The organism is Prosthecobacter sp. GW821-HT29F12 (genome assembly GCF_058803405.1).
Genome location: NZ_CM179517.1, coordinates 3,211,502 through 3,226,609, shown reverse-complemented (window position 1 = coordinate 3,226,609; position 15,108 = coordinate 3,211,502). Strand labels below are relative to the sequence as shown.

Below are 15,108 nucleotides of genomic sequence, written 5' to 3'. Positions count from 1 at the left end.
CTGGGTGGTTTGGGAAAAGGGCAGGGAAAGTAGGGGAATGAGGCCGGGCGTCAACTGGAATGTGACCTCAAGCGACGAGAGTCTGCTCGCGGTCCGGGCCGATGCCGACGAGGCTGACGCGAGCTCCGGTGAGCTCTTCGAGGCGTTTGAGGTAGGCTTTGGCCAGCGGAGGGAGGTCGGCGAAGTTTCGGATGCCGCTGAGGTCCTGCTTCCAGCCCTGGTGGGTTTCATAGACAGGAACGCAGGCGGCCAGGTCGGCGGCGGTGCTCGGCGGGTAGTGGATGGTCTTGCCGCGGAGTGTGTAGGCGGTGCAGATCTGGATGGTGTCCAGACCGTCCAGGCCGTCGAGGTTGGTGATGGCGAGTTCGTCCGCCCCGTTGATCATGACAGCGTAGCGCACGAGGACGGAGTCCAGCCAGCCGCAGCGGCGGGCGCGGCCGGTGGTGGCCCCGAATTCACGGCCCATGTTGTGCAGCATGTCGCCAATGGCGTCATTTTCAGTGACGAAGGGGCCGCTGCCGACGCGGGTGGTGTAGGCTTTGCCCACGGCCACGACTTTGTCGATCATGCGTGGCGGGACGCCGGAGCCCGTGCAGGCGCCGCCAGAGGTGGTGTTCGAGGAGGTGACGAAGGGATAGGTTCCGTGGTCGATGTCGAGGTAGGTGCCCTGGGCTCCTTCAAAGAGCAGATTTTTGCCAGCTTTGATCGCCTCGTGGAGATAGACCGTGGTGTTGGTGATGTGCGGGGCCAGCGTTTTGGCGGCTTCGAGCATTTCTTTTACGGTTTCTTCGACGGGGACGAGTTCGACTCCGAGTTCCGCGAAGGTGGCATTGTGACGGGCGAGGCGGTCGCGGAGTTCCTCTTCGAAGATCTCCGGCTGTGTCATCAAGATGGTGCGCAGGCCGTCGCGTTCGACTTTGTCAGCATAGGCGGGGCCGATGCCGCGACCAGTGGTGCCGATCTTTTTGTCGCCACGCTTGGCCTCACGTGCCTTGTCCAGGCCGCGGTGGTAGGGCATCACCAGGTGGGCGGTTTCACTGATGAGGAGATTTTCCGGGGTGATGGTGACACCCTGGCCGCGCAGCTTGGCCATTTCGGCGAGCAGGCCGGTGGGGTCCATGACGACGCCGTTGCCGATGACGCAGATCTTATCTTTCCAGAGAATGCCGGAAGGGATCAGGTGCAGAATGTACTTGGTGCCGTTGCTGATGACAGTGTGGCCGGCGTTGTTGCCACCGGCGGCGCGGACGACGACGTCCGTGTTCTCAGTGAGGTAATCAACGATTTTACCTTTTCCTTCGTCGCCCCACTGGGCACCGACAATGATTGTATTAGACATGGATTCTTTTCTTGGGATGGCGGCATGGGGAAGCCGCAAAGGGGTTGTTTTTCATGACGCGCAGACCGTACCATGGCAGCCGGAAGGACCGCTGGAGTGCTCCGTACGGGAGCCAGGTTCGCAAGCGCGTGCTATTTTGGCAGTCTCAGGCTCCCATTTGATTGGCGAAATAAATGGCGGCACCGCAGGCCAGTATGCCAGCTACTCCGAGCAGGGTCACCAGAGCTCCGCCGGGATTTTTTTGCTTCACCTTCGGGCCAAAGCCGGTGCGCAGACGACCATTGTAGGGGAGGCTGCCATAGCCGCTGGAGGGAGTGGAAACTGTGGCGGTCGGGGCGGAATAGGCCTCTTCTTCACCATCGCCCAGGAAAACGCAGTTCACGTTGCCGAGCTGAAATGCACCTCCTGGGGTAAGATTGACGGTTTCGACGCGGGATCCGCCGATTTTGGTTCCATTGGTGGAACCAAGGTCGGTGAGCGTCCAGCTGCTGCCGTCGAAGGTGAACTCACCATGATGACTGGACACAGAATCGTCAGCGATGATGAGCTGGTTGTCATCAGCACGTCCCACGGACATGCGTTCGGCGTCGAGTTCGAGGGCACCAGAGGCACCGTTAGGAGTGGTGAATTGAATACGTGGCATAACAGTGCAGTTCTAGCAGGCCGGGGCTGGGGTGGCAAGAGGGATTCACGGCAGGTCGCTGCGAGCTTGCGCGGGCGGGCGTTCTTGCTAGGAAGGCTGGCAACCATCCCTGCCACCCTCGTGACCCAAATTTTTGAAATCCTCGGTAAATTCGACACTGAAAGCGACTGCCACAAGCTGCTCTACGCTCCCCACCCGCTGCCGCTGAAATATCGCGAAGGTCGGGTGTACAAGATCGAGTTCGAAGGGGATGAGGCGGCGCTGAAGGCTTTTGTGGACAAGGTTTTGATCGATTCCATCAGCCAGGAGGCCCGCATCGGCGGCCAGCCGGCGTTTGAAAAAGCCGCCTTTGTGCTCGAATACGGAATGAAAGGTGCGGCGCTGGATCTGGAAAAAGAAATGATCCTCAATTATTACCGCAGCATCCAGAATCCGGGTTTTGAGATCAAAAAGCTCACCCTGCGGACCCGCATTTATGTCTTTGGAGAAGGTGCGGAGCCGGCTCAGTTCGTGCGTGACATTGTCAATCCTGCCATCCATACGCACGAGGTTCTCAAGGCTGCCTGAGCATAACCTTCACGGCTTTCGATAGCAGGCCTGCGTGAGTGGCGTTTGTGGTTGCTCCATGAACCCGACCACTTCCAACCAACGTCTTCTGTCCCTCGATGCTTTTCGAGGGTTCATCATGCTGCTGATGGCCTCCGGGGGCTTTGGCATAGCGCAGATGGCGGCGGCGCATCCAGGCTCCGTCTGGGAGTTCATCAAACCGCAGTTCGCGCATCAGGACTGGCAGGGCTGCTCCTTGTGGGATCTGATCCAGCCGAGCTTCATGTTCATGGTGGGCATGGCGGTGCCGTTTTCGTATGCAAAGAGGCGTGAGCACGGGCAGTCATTCTTTGGCATGGCCTGGCATGCGCTCTCACGCTCCATCCTGCTGGTGGCGCTGGGGGTGATGCTGGCCACGCGTTCCGCAGACAAGCACACGGTGTTTCTCTTTACCAATGTGCTGGCGCAGATCGGCCTCGGCTATTTCGTGCTCTTTCTCCTGTCTCGCATGGGTTGGGAATACATCTTGTCCGGCATCATTCTGATCCTGGCGGGTTACACCTGGTTCTTCGTCAATCATCCACTGCCGACGTCGCAGGAACTCGCCGCCATCGCGGGCATGAAGGACTCGGCGCATGGAATCCTGCCAGGTTTTGCCGGGCATTGGAACATCCACACCAATGCCGCTGCCGCCTTTGACCGCTGGTGGCTCAATCTCCTGCCGCAGGCAAAGCCCTACCAGTATACCAATGGGGGCTATCAAACGCTCAACTTCATCCCCGCGCTTGCCACGATGCTCGGTGGCGCTCTCACCGGTGGCTTCCTGATGAACAGCCGGAAAACGGACAAGGGCAGGTGCGCCACACTGCTGATCACAGGCATCCTGCTGGTGGTGGCAGGCACGGCGCTTGATTTCAAAATCCTGCCCGTGGTGGGTGCGCAGCTCGATCAATACACGCTGCTGCCAGTGGTGAAGCGCATCTGGACGCCCTCCTGGGCGATACTGAGCGGGGGCTGGGTGCTCATCCTGCTTTCGATCTTTTACTGGCTGGTGGAGATCCTCGGCATGCGGCGGCTGGTTTTCCCACTGGTGGTCGTGGGCATGAACAGCATCGTGATTTATCTTCTGCACAGCCTGTGTGCGGGGTGGATCACCGAGAATCTTCACAAGCACCTGCCGGAGACGGCTTTCCCGGCGTACTGGACGCCGGTCATCGAACGTTGCGGAGTGCTTTTTGTGCTTTGGCTGATCTGCTGGTGGCTGTATAAACAGAAGGCTTTTATTAAACTGTGATCCCCCGATTTCTCCTCCTCGCCGTCTTCACCTGTCTCGTCGCCTGCCAGCACAAGCAGGCCGCAACCACACCTGAATCGAACTCAGAGGAGCAGGAGCGTTATCACAAGGTCGGGCTCATCATGCTGCCAGACCTGCAGCACGCCAGTGCCTGGGAGAAACTCATTCACGTGGACATGGGGGTGCCCGCGAGCAAGATCGACGTGCAGGCTGGGCCGGGCTTCACCACCGTGACCATTCGAGACCTCAAGAACCGGGCGGATGTCGAAGGCGTTGCGCAGGAATTGCGTGCGATTGCAGAGAAGAAGCCCGAGAAGTTTGGCGTGACGAAGGTGGAGGTGCGGCTCAACAGCGCCCCGGCCACGATCAACCCGTTTACGCTGCCTACGGAGTCCGCTCCGGCCACGCCTAATCCGAGCTCGGTTCTCCCAACGCTTTCATTACCGCCGTTCCGCATCGACGGCCGCTGAGAAGTGCGCCGTTGATGGAGACCTGCTCACACCAGTCGCCGCAGCGGTAGAGGCCGGGCTGGATCACACTGGCAAGCGGGCCTTCACCGAGGCGCAGCTGCCGGCTCTCCGGCTGCGCATGACGAATCTGGTAAGTGCGGAGGTGCCGCCATTTGGAGACGACGGCCTCTCCGAACCAGCTGCGCATTTGCTCGCGTACGACCTGCTCCAATTCGGTGCTGGATGGAGCGCCAATGATGGACGCGGAAATGAGATGCCGTCCCGGGGGCGCATAGTGCGGTGAGACGCGAGAGAGCGCGAGGATGCTGTTGACCGGACCGCGGCCATCCCCATCCAGATGAAGGATGGCATCGCCCGGCGGCAGATCATCCGTGGCAAAATACATGCAGGTGGTGGAGCGGCTGGGGAGGAGGGTGGTGTTTTCCACAGGAGGTAACAGCCGATGAGCCACCTCTTCGCTGACCGCGACAATCACATGGTCTGCATGCAGCACTTCGCCGGTGTCCAGAGTGACCTCTCCGGCCCGCACGGCGGCCACCGGAGCATTCAGGCGCAGGCTTCCCGGTGGCAGAGCCAGGGCGAGCTGATTCGGGATCGCCTGCATACCACGTGCTGGCACCGCGCTGCCCGCCCGGTCAAACATGGCAAATAAAAACAGCATCATGCGTGCGCTGGTGCGCAGATCCTTTTCCAGAAAGACCCCGCCAAAAAACGGGCGGAAGAAGCGGTCAATCATGTTTTCAGAGAAGCCAAAGTCGCGCAGGTAGTCTTCTGTTTCCATTTCTGGGAGCTCGGCCGGGGGGGCGCGCAGGCCGAAGACCTCCTTGCGCAGCAGCAGCGTGGTCCATTTGTCACGCAGGGAGACAATGGATTCGTTAAAGTTTTTCAGGGCTGTGAGCGGATGCGCCAGGGGGTCTGCCAAGCGGTGGAAACGATTTTTGACGAAGACATCCGCCCCGCGGTAGATTGGTCGCAGGTCGAGAGCCTCGTAGTCCAGCACTCGCCTGGCCTCAGGATAGGCCGGCAGGAAGATCTGAAAGCCGCGGTCGAGCTGGAAGCCATCCACCACATCCGTGCGCACCCGGCCGCCAACAGCATTGGAGGCCTCCAAAATGGTGAAGGGGCGACCTGCCGCCGCCAGCACTCGGGCACAGGCCAGCCCCGCAAGGCCGGCGCCGATAATTACTATTTTGGGCTGTGCTTCACTCATTCATCCTTAATCAGTCCTGCACTCACCTTGGACATACCTTTTGGCTTTGCAAGCACGGGAGGCATGGCAAGCATGGGGCATGCCAGCCCCCCGCATCCTCATTCTCGGCGCCACCGGTGGCTTGGGCCGCGCCTTGCACCGCCACTTTGACGCCCGTTTTGAAACGCTGTCATGGGGTCGTGCAGATCTAAATTTGGAGCGGCCAGACACCATAAGTAATGCTTTGGCATCACAGAAATTCGATGTGCTGCTCAATGCCGCTGGCATGACCAGTCCAGATGTTTGTGAAGTCGAACCGGAGCGCGCATTTCTGGCCAATGCGGTGGCACCGCAGATCCTTGCTGAATGCTGTGAGCTACGTGGAGCACGCATGATCCATTTCAGCACTGACTACGTGTTCAGCGGGAAGGATCGCGACCTGTGGTGTGAAACAGATGAGACGGTCCCGGCAAACATTTACGGGCGCACCAAGCTGGCCGGAGAGCAGGCGGTGCTGAAGGCATCTCCGGGCGCTCTCGTGGCACGCGTTTCGTGGCTGTTTGGTCCCCACAAACCCAGCCATCCTGACAGCATCATCCAGCGTGCTTTACAGACTGATGACCTGAGTGCTGTGGCAGATAAGATCTCGGTGCCGACGAGCAACGCCGACATCTGCGGCTGGATCGAACAATTGATTGTCCGGCATCCGACAACCAGCGGCGCGCTGCATCTGTGCAACAGCGGCGTCGCTTCATGGCATTCCTGGGCTGAGGCCGCGCTCACGATTGCCGCCCGGCTGGAGGTGCCGGTCAAAACGACAATCGTAAAGCCCATCGAGCTGGCCAGCCTGACGCAGCTCAAGGCACCACGGCCTCTGATGACCGTGATGAGCAATGCGAAATTGAAAAGCCTGCTGGGCGGTGAGATTCGCAACTGGTTCGATGCGATGGAAGAGTATTTGGTGCAGAAGTATCAGCCCCAATGACTCCCGCCTCTGCCATGACCCGCTGCGACATCCTTCATGAGGATCGTTTCCTCATTGTGGTGAACAAGCCACATGGCGTGCTCTCGCACCCGAACCCGAAGGCGGGCAAACCGCATATGGCGGCGTTTGAAGGCAGCTATGATCATGACCGGCGCTGTTTCAAAACAGCGGCTGGAATGGTGTGGCTGCTGCATCGTCTCGATCAGGACACCTCGGGTGTCTTGCTGGGGGCGAAGGATGAAAAAACAGCCGCTGCATGCCGTGCGGCTTTTGAAGCGGAGCTGGTGCGAAAAAAATACCTCGCCCTATGCAGTGGCAGTGCTGCCAAGCCTGAGGGTGTGTGGCTGGATCATCTCATCACAGCTCACGCCAAGCACCAGGTGCGCACGACGGTGCGCCATGGAGCGCGTCCGAATGCAGAGGCGAAATACCGGGTGCTGGAGGCGAATGCGCTCAATCGCGTGGTCCTGCTCGAAGTCGAGCTGATCACCGGCAAGACACATCAGATCCGCGTGCAGGCGGCTTCAAGGCAGCTTCCACTGGTGGGGGATGATGTGTACGGCTCCTTTGATCTGAACCGCAAGCTGCGCAAAGCCATTCTGGCCAAACGGCTCTTCCTGCATGCGCACGAACTGAGTCTGAAGCATCCCGCATCAGGTCAGCAGCTCACAGTCAAAGCACCGCTGCCGCCAGATCTGCTGGCGGTTCTGGAGGCAGCGGGCATGAAGGCGGTTTAAGCGCGCTTGAGCAGGAAGTATTCGATGCCATCAACGAGAGCCTTCCAGCTCGCGTCGATGATGTTGCAGCTCACTCCGACGGTGCCCCAGGTGGCGATGCCATCCGTGCTGGTGATGAGCACACGGGTCTTCGCCGCTGTGCCGGTACCGCCGTCGATGATGCGCACCTTGTAGTCTGCCAGGCGCATGTCCTTGAGCGCCGGGAAGAAGGGCAGGAGGGCTTTGCGCAGTGCATTGTCGAGAGCATTCACCGGGCCGTCGCCTTCATCCACGGTGTAAACACGGCTCTCACCGACTTCGAGTTTGATGGTGGCTTCACAGGTTTCAAAACCATGCTCCCCGCCATGAAAGCGGTGCGTGGAGTGATACTCGATCAGGTTAAACACCGGCTGGTGCTGGCCGAGTTGCTTGCGGATGAGCATCTCGAAGGAGGCTTCGGCGGCTTCGAATTCGTAGCCTTCGCTTTCGAGACGCTTCACCTCGGTAAGGATGGTCTGAACCCGGGCATCGCCCTTGGCGAATTTGAAGCCCATGCCTTCGGCCTTCACCAGCACGTTGGACTGGCCAGACATGTCTGAGATGGTGATGATGCGCTGGTTGCCGACGAGCGTGGGATCCACGTGCTCGTAGGTGCGGGCCAGCTTCTGCACGGCATGCACATGCAGGCCGCCTTTGTGTGTGAACGCAGCCACGCCCACATAGGGCGCGCGGATGTCATGCGGCACGTTGGCGAGTTCATCCACGAAGTTGGCGAGCTCGCGCAAACGGGTGAGGTCGATGCCGAGATCAATGCCCATCTTGATCTGCAGATTGGGCATGATGGTGGTGAGGTTGCAGTTCCCCACGCGCTCACCGTAGCCATTGATGGTGCCCTGCACCTGGCAGGCACCGGCGCGCACGGCTGCGAGGGCGTTGGCCACGCCGACACCGCCGTCGTTGTGCGTGTGGATGCCAACGGGGCGCCCCAGATGGGCGATAACTTTACGGGTCGTGTCCTCAACGAACTCTGGCAGCGCACCGCCGTTGGTTTCACAGAGCACGATGAGATCTGCTCCGGCATCCTGGGCGGCCTTGATGGTTTTGAGCGAGTATTCCGGGTCCTCCTTGAAGCTGTCGAAGAAATGCTCCGCATCATAGAGCACTTCGCGGCCATGCTTTTTCAAGTAGGCCACCGTGTCAGAGATCATGGCAAGGTTCTCTTCCAGGCTGACCTGGAAAACTTCGGTGACGTGCAGGGCCCAAGTCTTGCCGACGATGGTCACGGCAGGTGTTTTGGCATCGAGCAGCATTTTGACCTGTGGATCGTCCTCGACCTTCATTTTGCCACGGCGCGTCATGCCAAAGGCGGTGATCTTCGCGGTCTTCCAGTGGCGCTTGGAGGCCTCTTCGAAAAAGGCGGCGTCTTTGGGATTGGAGCCGGGCCAGCCGCCTTCGATGTAGTGCACGCCGAATTCGTCGAGCTTTTCCGCGACGCGGATCTTGTCGAGCGTGCTGAAGGAGATGCCGGTGCCCTGCGTGCCGTCACGCAAGGTGGTGTCATAGATGGTAACTGGAGACATGTGGGGAGGGGAAATGAAGAGATGAAAGGTGGGTGCAATCAGAAAACAGGCCGGGGTGGCGGTTGCCATGAAGTCCGGGACGCCGAATGCCGGGGGCGCTTTAAGCGCAGGCATGCATGAAAACGGACTCTCCCGGCGGCGTCAGGCGCGGATGAGTCCGAAACTAATTCGGGTGGTTAGGCGAATGTCAGGGCGGTTTCCCATGAGCAGCGCGAGTTTTACGCCGGGGCAGCCCTGCTGGCAAAGGGAAGTTTTCACCTGCCAGGGGCCCTTGACCCGCCTGAGGCCTGAATGTGCGGGAGCTGGGCTTATTATTTGCCCAGCATGCCCTCGAGGCCTGACTGGATGGCAGGCTTGGCGTTGCGCAGTGAGGGCTGCTCCCAGCCATTCGCGGGCAATACCTTGCCTTCGAGAGCGGGGCGCACCTCAAGATGTCTGCGGATCAGCATGTCGGCCATGGTGGCATCGTCATGTTCAGCCATGCGTGCCAGGGGAAGGTCGCTGAGGTCCAGCTTGGGAATAAAAGGCTTCTCAGGAACGACGGGGGCTGCAGTGACTTCCACGCCGGTGTTGCCAGTCGGATGCGAAAGCAGCCAGAGACTCATGGCGCAAACGGAAACCGCCGCCGCCACCATGCCCCATTTGGGCACCAGAAGATTGCTCCACCAGGTGGTGGCCCGCTCCCAGAACAATTCCAAGGACGACTGCTGCAGCATTTCAGCGCGCTGTCTCTGATGAAACTGCTGGAGAAACTTTTCGGTGAACCCTTCCTCAGGTTGTTCGAACCGCTTCAATCGAATCAACCGCTGGATGTCTTCAAACTCATTCATGGCGTGCTGTGGATTGTTGTTTCTTTTCGTGGATGAGGGGCGTTATCACTTAACGAAGTCCTCAAGATAAGTTTGCAGCAGGCGATGTGCATAAAACAAACGTGATCTGACAGTCCCTTCCGAGACTCCAAGTATCTTGCTGATTTCGGCATGCTGGAGACCTTGGACGTCGTACAAAGTCACCACCGTGCGGTGGTCTTCTGACAGCTTCATCATGGCTGCGTTCAACCTTTTTTGCAGCTCATGGATGTTGACCTCGCGCAGCGTGCCCGAGTTGGCCGTGGTGACGCGAATGAATTCGGGGTCGTTCTCGATGCCCGTATCTACATCGTCAAGACTGACTTTGTGATGCCTTCCGCGCTTCTTAAGAAAGTTCAAAGTCATGTTCACCGCGATGGAATAGATCCACGTGTAAAATGAAGACTTGCCCATGAAACGCTTGATGGAGCGGTAGGCTTTGGCAAACACATCCTGCAGCAAGTCGGCGGTGTCCTCGCGGTTCGAGGTCATGTTATAAATCAAACCATAGAGCTTGGGCGTGTACTTTCGCACCAGGTCATCAAAGGCACGCGTGTCACCCGCCTGAGCTTTATCCACCAGGATGCGATCCTCAGCAGAACTGCTGTTGGGCGCGGGCGGGTTCAGCGAAGCGATGGGGGTCGCTGCGGCGCTGAGTGATGATTCTTCCATTAAAGTAAGAGAAACACTCGTTGACTCAAGAGACAAGCATTTCTTATGGGCGCATAAATATCAATTATTTTTGAACGCTCCACAGGTGATCGACACAGATCTGCGACCACGTTTCAAGCTGGTCGCGCATGGCATGCAGCTCCGCCAGAGTGTGGAAGCGCAAGTCCTGGATGGCGTCTTCATTGGACTTCACATCGTCGCTGCTGAGGTCAAAGAAGTGCACCACTCCGAGGTGCACGCTGCCGACTTCCGTCGCGTCGTCATTGATCAGGCCGATGACCTTCTGCGTGTGCGTGCCGCCGATCACCAACTCCTCGGCCATCTCACGTTCGACGCCGTTGTAATACATCGTTTCTCCGAGGCCATCCTGTGCGGTGTCCACCGGATTGATGTGTCCGCCGATGCCGATGGAGCGCTTCGCCACGAGGCGCTTCTCTCCCGAACTGCCGCCGCGTGTGTAGCTCAGATAGCGGCCTTCGTGATGAAAGATGGCATAGGGGATGAGCTGCTTGTGGGAGGGGTCTTTTTCAGCCGCCGGGCGTTCCATGAAGTGATTGGCTCCCGGGGCCAGCATCGCGTGCAAGTAGCGCGTGGCATCGGCTTGGAAGCCTTGAAAACTGCCGAGTTGATCGAAGAGCTGACGGGTGATGACGAGAACGTGTTCCATGTGAAGACCGGCAGAATGGATGGCGGTGCGGGGTGCGCAACCAATCAATCCAGCAACCACACATCGGCGGCGTCTCTCGCCTGCAAATTTTGTCCGGCCTCCAGCCGCAGCAGAGCATTCGAACGGCTCAGGGACAGCAGGGCATGACTCTGCTGCAGGCCGAAGGGCATGAACTGACCTTGGGTGAGTGTGCCGCGCAGATAGTGGGGCCGGTCGCCAGGATTGGAGAGTGCGGTGCCTGTGGTGGCGGGTATGATGCGTGGCTTGAGATGGGAATCCGCTGCTCCCATCATTTTCAGCAGAGCCGGACGCACAAACAGCAGGTAGGTCACGAAGGAAGACACCGGATTTCCGGGCAGGCCGAAGACATAGGTGTGTGCGTCTTGGGCAAAGAGAAACGGCTTGCCCGGCTTCACCTTCACGCGCCAGAGGTCGGGCTCGATGCCGAGCGCTTTGAGCGCGGGCTTGATCTGATCATGATCGCCGACGGAAACACCGCCGCTGATCAATACGACATCATGGGCCTGCATCAGTTCCCGCAGTGTCTCGGTGGTGCTTTGCAGATCATCCCGGCAGTGGGCCTGGGTGCTGGTGCGAATGCCCAGCTGCGCCAGCATACCACGAAGCATGAGTCCGTTGGTGTTGTAAATCTGTCCAGCCTTCAGCGGGCCGGAGCCGGGTGTTACCAGTTCATCGCCCGTGCTCAGCACCGCCACACGCGGGAGAGCATGCACGGAGATTTGATCAAGCCCCTGAGAGGCCAGCAAGGCCATGCGTCCGGGGGTGATCTGCTCTCCCGCTCGCAGCACGAACTGGCCCTGGCAAAGGTCGACTCCAGCGCGCCGGATGTTTTCTCCTGCGGTGACAGGATCGGTGCAAATGATGGCATCCCCTTCACGCCGCACATCTTCCTGCATGATCACGGCATCGGCTCCGGCGGGAACTGGTGCGCCGGTGAAAATGCGAATGGCGCAGCCGCTTTGGAGACGCAGTCCGTCATCCAGTCCGGCTGCCTGTTCGCCCGTCACCTGCAGTGGCTGCGCGGTCGTGCTCTCGGCGGCGACAATGGCATAGCCGTCCATCGCGGATTGATCAAAGGCCGGAATCGGTACTGTGGCCGTCGCATCCTGCGCGGCATAACGATCCAGCGCATTCATTAATGTCGCTTGTTCGGCCGGCAGCGGCTTCACCGCCGCCAGCACACGTGCGAGTGCCTCGCTTTCGGAGATCATCGGATCACAGGCGGCAGTTTGCTCAGATTCGCCTCAGGCTCTTTTTCGGGCGGTGGGGCAGGGGCCAGCGGGGCCTGCCGCAGTGGCGGCGGCGCAGCCTGTGCTGGAGCCGGAGATGGTACGAATGCTGGCTGGACTGGTGCCATCGGCTGAAATGGGGCATCCAGCGGCGGGATCACATCGGCCTGCATCACCGGAGCCAAAGGCACGATGGCACCCGATGCCGTGATCGTGGTGGGCGGTGGCGGTGCATCGCGCTTGACTTGATAAACCACAAGATCGCGCAGCTGTGGCGTGCCCTGCGTGATGTCCGCCGTGATGTAGTTGCCCTTGCGTTCAGGTGTCACCCTGAGCTTTGCATCCGTGCCGTTGATGCCCTGGGAGATGATCTCGGTACCCGCCGGAATGTCCACCCGGTGCTCGCAATTGATGAGCACGTAGTTCTGCTCCGGGTTTACCAGTTCGATCACGCCAATCACCTTGGCCTCGCCGACTCGCTTGTCCTCGGGCGATTTCTTCGAGGATCCAAACTTTTTGGCAAGGTAGCTGCAACTGGACAGCCCCAGCAGCAAAAGAAGGCATAGGTGGCGCAGAAACTTCATGCCCTATTGATGCCGCATCGGCGGCTGGCTGTCCAGCGGCTACCCAAACATGCCCCGTTTCGACCTCAGTCGGGAAGTGGAAGCTTCGCATCACCCATGGCAGCGAAGAATGCGAGGATGCCCCAGCAAATTTTCTGCCCTGGAGACAAGCGGGGCTTGTCGTCATCACCAGTCACTTTTTTCGCCTCGCCAATGAGGACGCCGTGCTCCCAATGGCGCACAGGTTGTTTGGGAACAAAGAGGCGTTTGCCATCTCGTTTGTCCGTAAACCAGGTTCCATCACGGTCGGTTCGCGGTTGTGTGGCGCCATAGCCAGCCGGGACATAGGTCGGCGGATTGCTGGCGACTTGGTGCCATATCTTGAGGCTGTTCCAAGCAGCATCCGGCTTTGAGCGGGAGGCGCACGAAGTGACAAGCACCGAGCACATCAGCAAACACAGCCCCCGCGCAAAGAATGGCGGAGGGCAGGCTGCGTTCATGGCGATGGTTTTTAGATGATGCCCAGCTTCTTCAGCGTGGCGCTCAGCTCCGCGACCTTCTCGGGCTCCATGCCGGTCATCGGCAGGCGCAGCTCATCGGTGCAGTGACCGGCCAGCGCCATCGCCGTCTTGATCGGGATGGGGTTGGTGGACAGCTTCAGGAAGGCGGCGAAGAGAGGGTAGTACTTGGTGTGGATCTTCAGCGCGGAGACGTAGTCGCCCTTCAGGGCCAGTTGCACCATCTCGCTGATCTGCTTTGGAATGATGTTCCCCGCCACGCTGACAATGCCGACGCCGCCCACGGACATGAAGGGCAGAGTGAGGCCGTCGTCGCCGGACATGATCTCGAAGTCCGCCGGAAGGATCTGCTTCATCTGGCTGACGCGCTCAGGATTGCCGCCGGCTTCCTTGATGGAGCGGATGTTCGGGCAGTTTTCCGCGAGGCGGACGAGGACATCCAGGCCGATCTCGATGCCGCAGCGTCCCGGAATGCTGTAAAGCATGAGCGGGAGCTTGGTGTTGTCGGCGATGGCTTTGAAATGCTGGTACAGGCCTTCCGGGGTCGGCTTGTTATAATACGGCGCGACCTGCAGGGATGCGGTGGCACCTGCTGCTTCGGCTTCCTGCGTGAGCTCGATGGCCTCACGGGTGGAGTTCGATCCCGTGCCTGCCATCACCACGCCACGGCCTTTGGAAAACTCGACGGTCAGCTTCACCACGCGGCTGTGCTCTTCGTGATCCAGCGTGGGGGACTCCCCGGTGGTGCCGCAAGGCACAACGCCTGTCACACCATTGTCGAACTGGAAGTCGATGATCGATTTGAGGGCGGCTTCATCGACTTGGCCGTTGCGAAAGGGGGTGACGATAGCGGTGTGGGTTCCTGCGAACATGGGGCGGTGGGGAAAGGGGCGGGATTTGTCGGACTGAAAGCTGGGAAATGAAAACTGAAATTTGGAAATTTAGGGGCGGCGGCCTGAGCGAAGGCACTTTCAGCTCTCAATCCCTGAGTCTCCCGGGCGTTTGTCTGGTCAGATGGTGACGCTTCCCGTAAACACAAAGTCAGCCGGGCCAAACAGGGTCACATTGGTGTACTCGCTCTTGTCCGGCTCTTCGAAGCCGACTTTGAGGGTGTCGCCGCCTTTGACGAGGACGCTGATGGGGCTGGGTTCTCCAGTGAGTTCGTGGTAAATCAGGGCGCAGGCGACCATGCCGGTGCCGCAGGCGAGGGTTTCGTCCTCCACGCCGCGCTCATAGGTGCGGATGGCGATGCTGCCGGGGGCGATGACCTTGGCGAAGTTCGCATTGGTGCCCTTGGGCTTGAAGGCTTCGTGGTAGCGCAGGGATGCACCCCACTCGCGCACAGGCACGACTTCCAGATCGTCCACCATCACCACGGCGTGCGGCACGCCGGTGTTCACGCTGTGCACGGTCAGTCCGGCCCCGGACACTTCGAGGTGCTGGGAGAGCTTGAGGTTGTGCGGGGCGCTCATGTTGATGCGCACATGGCCGCCTTCGAACTCGGCGGAGATGATGCCCGCGAGGGTCTCAAAACGGATCTTGGTGAGCGTATCGCCGTGAAGATGATTCACAAAGCGGCCAAAGCAGCGCGCACCATTGCCACACATCTCGGCCTCGCCGCCGTCGGCGTTGTAGTAGCGCATCTTGAAGTCGCCGTCCGCCGTGGCGGGCTCCACACAGAGGAGGCCATCAGCCCCGATGCCGCGATGGCGGTCGCAGAGCTTTTCGATCTGCTCTTTGGTCAGCGCGATGGAAAGGTCGCGATTGTCCAGCATGACGAAGTCATTGCCGGCGCCGTTCATTTTGGTGAAGGAGAGAGTCATAAGGA

At 59.6% G+C, this 15,108-nt stretch carries 17 protein-coding genes; 5 read left to right on the top strand and 12 right to left on the bottom strand.

Going from position 1 to position 15,108, the window contains the following annotated elements; translation table 11 throughout:
* Positions 1-67: 67 nt before the first annotated feature.
* The gene (locus AC3RLQ_RS13435) at positions 68-1,339 is read right to left on the bottom strand and encodes an adenylosuccinate synthase (protein WP_422319845.1); all 1,272 of its coding nucleotides are present in this window, start codon (positions 1,337-1,339) and stop codon (positions 68-70) included.
* Positions 1,340-1,484: 145 nt separating this feature from the next.
* Positions 1,485-1,982 carry an FHA domain-containing protein gene (locus AC3RLQ_RS13430; RefSeq protein WP_493037852.1) on the bottom strand — a complete coding sequence of 166 codons (498 nt, stop codon included), beginning with the start codon at positions 1,980-1,982 and terminating at the stop codon, positions 1,485-1,487.
* Between the two features lie 120 nt (positions 1,983-2,102).
* Here AC3RLQ_RS13430 and AC3RLQ_RS13425 point away from each other — a divergent pair, with 120 nt between their 5' ends.
* From AC3RLQ_RS13425 to AC3RLQ_RS13415, 3 genes are read left to right on the top strand one after another with little or no spacing between them, the layout of a single operon-like run.
* Positions 2,103-2,549, top strand: a complete 447-nt coding sequence (locus AC3RLQ_RS13425; RefSeq protein ID WP_422319843.1) for a hypothetical protein — start codon at positions 2,103-2,105, stop codon at positions 2,547-2,549.
* A 58-nt stretch (positions 2,550-2,607) separates the two neighbouring features.
* The gene (locus AC3RLQ_RS13420) at positions 2,608-3,822 is read left to right on the top strand and encodes an acyltransferase family protein (RefSeq protein WP_493037850.1); all 1,215 of its coding nucleotides are present in this window, start codon (positions 2,608-2,610) and stop codon (positions 3,820-3,822) included.
* Positions 3,819-4,292: a hypothetical protein gene (locus tag AC3RLQ_RS13415; protein WP_493037848.1), complete on the top strand. Its 474-nt coding sequence runs from the start codon at positions 3,819-3,821 to the stop codon at positions 4,290-4,292. The genes AC3RLQ_RS13420 and AC3RLQ_RS13415 overlap by 4 nt, the downstream gene beginning before the upstream one ends.
* On the opposite strand, the gene AC3RLQ_RS13410 is transcribed toward AC3RLQ_RS13415, so the two are convergent.
* The gene (locus AC3RLQ_RS13410; protein WP_493037846.1) at positions 4,231-5,502 is read right to left on the bottom strand and encodes a protoporphyrinogen/coproporphyrinogen oxidase; all 1,272 of its coding nucleotides are present in this window, start codon (positions 5,500-5,502) and stop codon (positions 4,231-4,233) included. The two genes, AC3RLQ_RS13415 and AC3RLQ_RS13410, sit on opposite strands and share 62 nt — an antisense overlap.
* Positions 5,503-5,581: 79 nt before the next feature.
* Here AC3RLQ_RS13410 and rfbD point away from each other — a divergent pair, with 79 nt between their 5' ends.
* Together rfbD and AC3RLQ_RS13400 are read left to right on the top strand one after the other, a co-directional pair.
* Complete coding sequence (gene rfbD, locus AC3RLQ_RS13405) at positions 5,582-6,466, top strand: dTDP-4-dehydrorhamnose reductase (RefSeq protein ID WP_493037844.1); 885 nt, start codon at positions 5,582-5,584, stop codon at positions 6,464-6,466.
* Entirely contained in the window at positions 6,463-7,203 is a 741-nt protein-coding gene (locus tag AC3RLQ_RS13400) for an RluA family pseudouridine synthase (protein ID WP_493037842.1), read from the top strand. The genes rfbD and AC3RLQ_RS13400 overlap by 4 nt, the downstream gene beginning before the upstream one ends.
* Here the strand turns inward: AC3RLQ_RS13400 and cimA are convergent.
* From cimA to dapF, 9 genes are all read right to left on the bottom strand, one after another.
* Entirely contained in the window at positions 7,200-8,762 is a 1,563-nt protein-coding gene (gene cimA, locus AC3RLQ_RS13395; protein ID WP_493037840.1) for a citramalate synthase, read from the bottom strand. The genes AC3RLQ_RS13400 and cimA overlap by 4 nt on opposite strands.
* 311 nt (positions 8,763-9,073) lie before the next feature.
* On the bottom strand, positions 9,074-9,592 hold the full coding sequence (locus AC3RLQ_RS13390) for a hypothetical protein (RefSeq protein ID WP_493037838.1): 519 nt from the start codon (positions 9,590-9,592) through the stop codon (positions 9,074-9,076).
* A 45-nt stretch (positions 9,593-9,637) separates the two neighbouring features.
* On the bottom strand, positions 9,638-10,282 hold the full coding sequence (locus tag AC3RLQ_RS13385; protein ID WP_422319835.1) for a sigma-70 family RNA polymerase sigma factor: 645 nt from the start codon (positions 10,280-10,282) through the stop codon (positions 9,638-9,640).
* Between the two features lie 64 nt (positions 10,283-10,346).
* Positions 10,347-10,949 (bottom strand): hypothetical protein, encoded by a 603-nt coding sequence (locus AC3RLQ_RS13380; RefSeq protein WP_422319834.1) that lies wholly within the window; start codon positions 10,947-10,949, stop codon positions 10,347-10,349.
* A gap of 44 nt (positions 10,950-10,993) precedes the next feature.
* Complete coding sequence (locus AC3RLQ_RS13375; RefSeq protein ID WP_493037835.1) at positions 10,994-12,181, bottom strand: molybdopterin molybdotransferase MoeA; 1,188 nt, start codon at positions 12,179-12,181, stop codon at positions 10,994-10,996.
* On the bottom strand, positions 12,178-12,783 hold the full coding sequence (locus tag AC3RLQ_RS13370; protein WP_493037833.1) for a hypothetical protein: 606 nt from the start codon (positions 12,781-12,783) through the stop codon (positions 12,178-12,180). Before AC3RLQ_RS13370 ends, AC3RLQ_RS13375 begins: the two co-directional genes overlap by 4 nt.
* A gap of 65 nt (positions 12,784-12,848) precedes the next feature.
* Positions 12,849-13,262: a hypothetical protein gene (locus AC3RLQ_RS13365; RefSeq protein WP_493037831.1), complete on the bottom strand. Its 414-nt coding sequence runs from the start codon at positions 13,260-13,262 to the stop codon at positions 12,849-12,851.
* A gap of 11 nt (positions 13,263-13,273) precedes the next feature.
* Positions 13,274-14,152: a 4-hydroxy-tetrahydrodipicolinate synthase gene (dapA, locus tag AC3RLQ_RS13360; RefSeq protein ID WP_493037829.1), complete on the bottom strand. Its 879-nt coding sequence runs from the start codon at positions 14,150-14,152 to the stop codon at positions 13,274-13,276.
* A 138-nt stretch (positions 14,153-14,290) separates the two neighbouring features.
* Positions 14,291-15,103, bottom strand: coding sequence for a diaminopimelate epimerase (dapF, locus tag AC3RLQ_RS13355; protein ID WP_493037827.1), 813 nt, complete (start codon positions 15,101-15,103; stop codon positions 14,291-14,293).
* Positions 15,104-15,108: the final 5 nt, after the last annotated feature.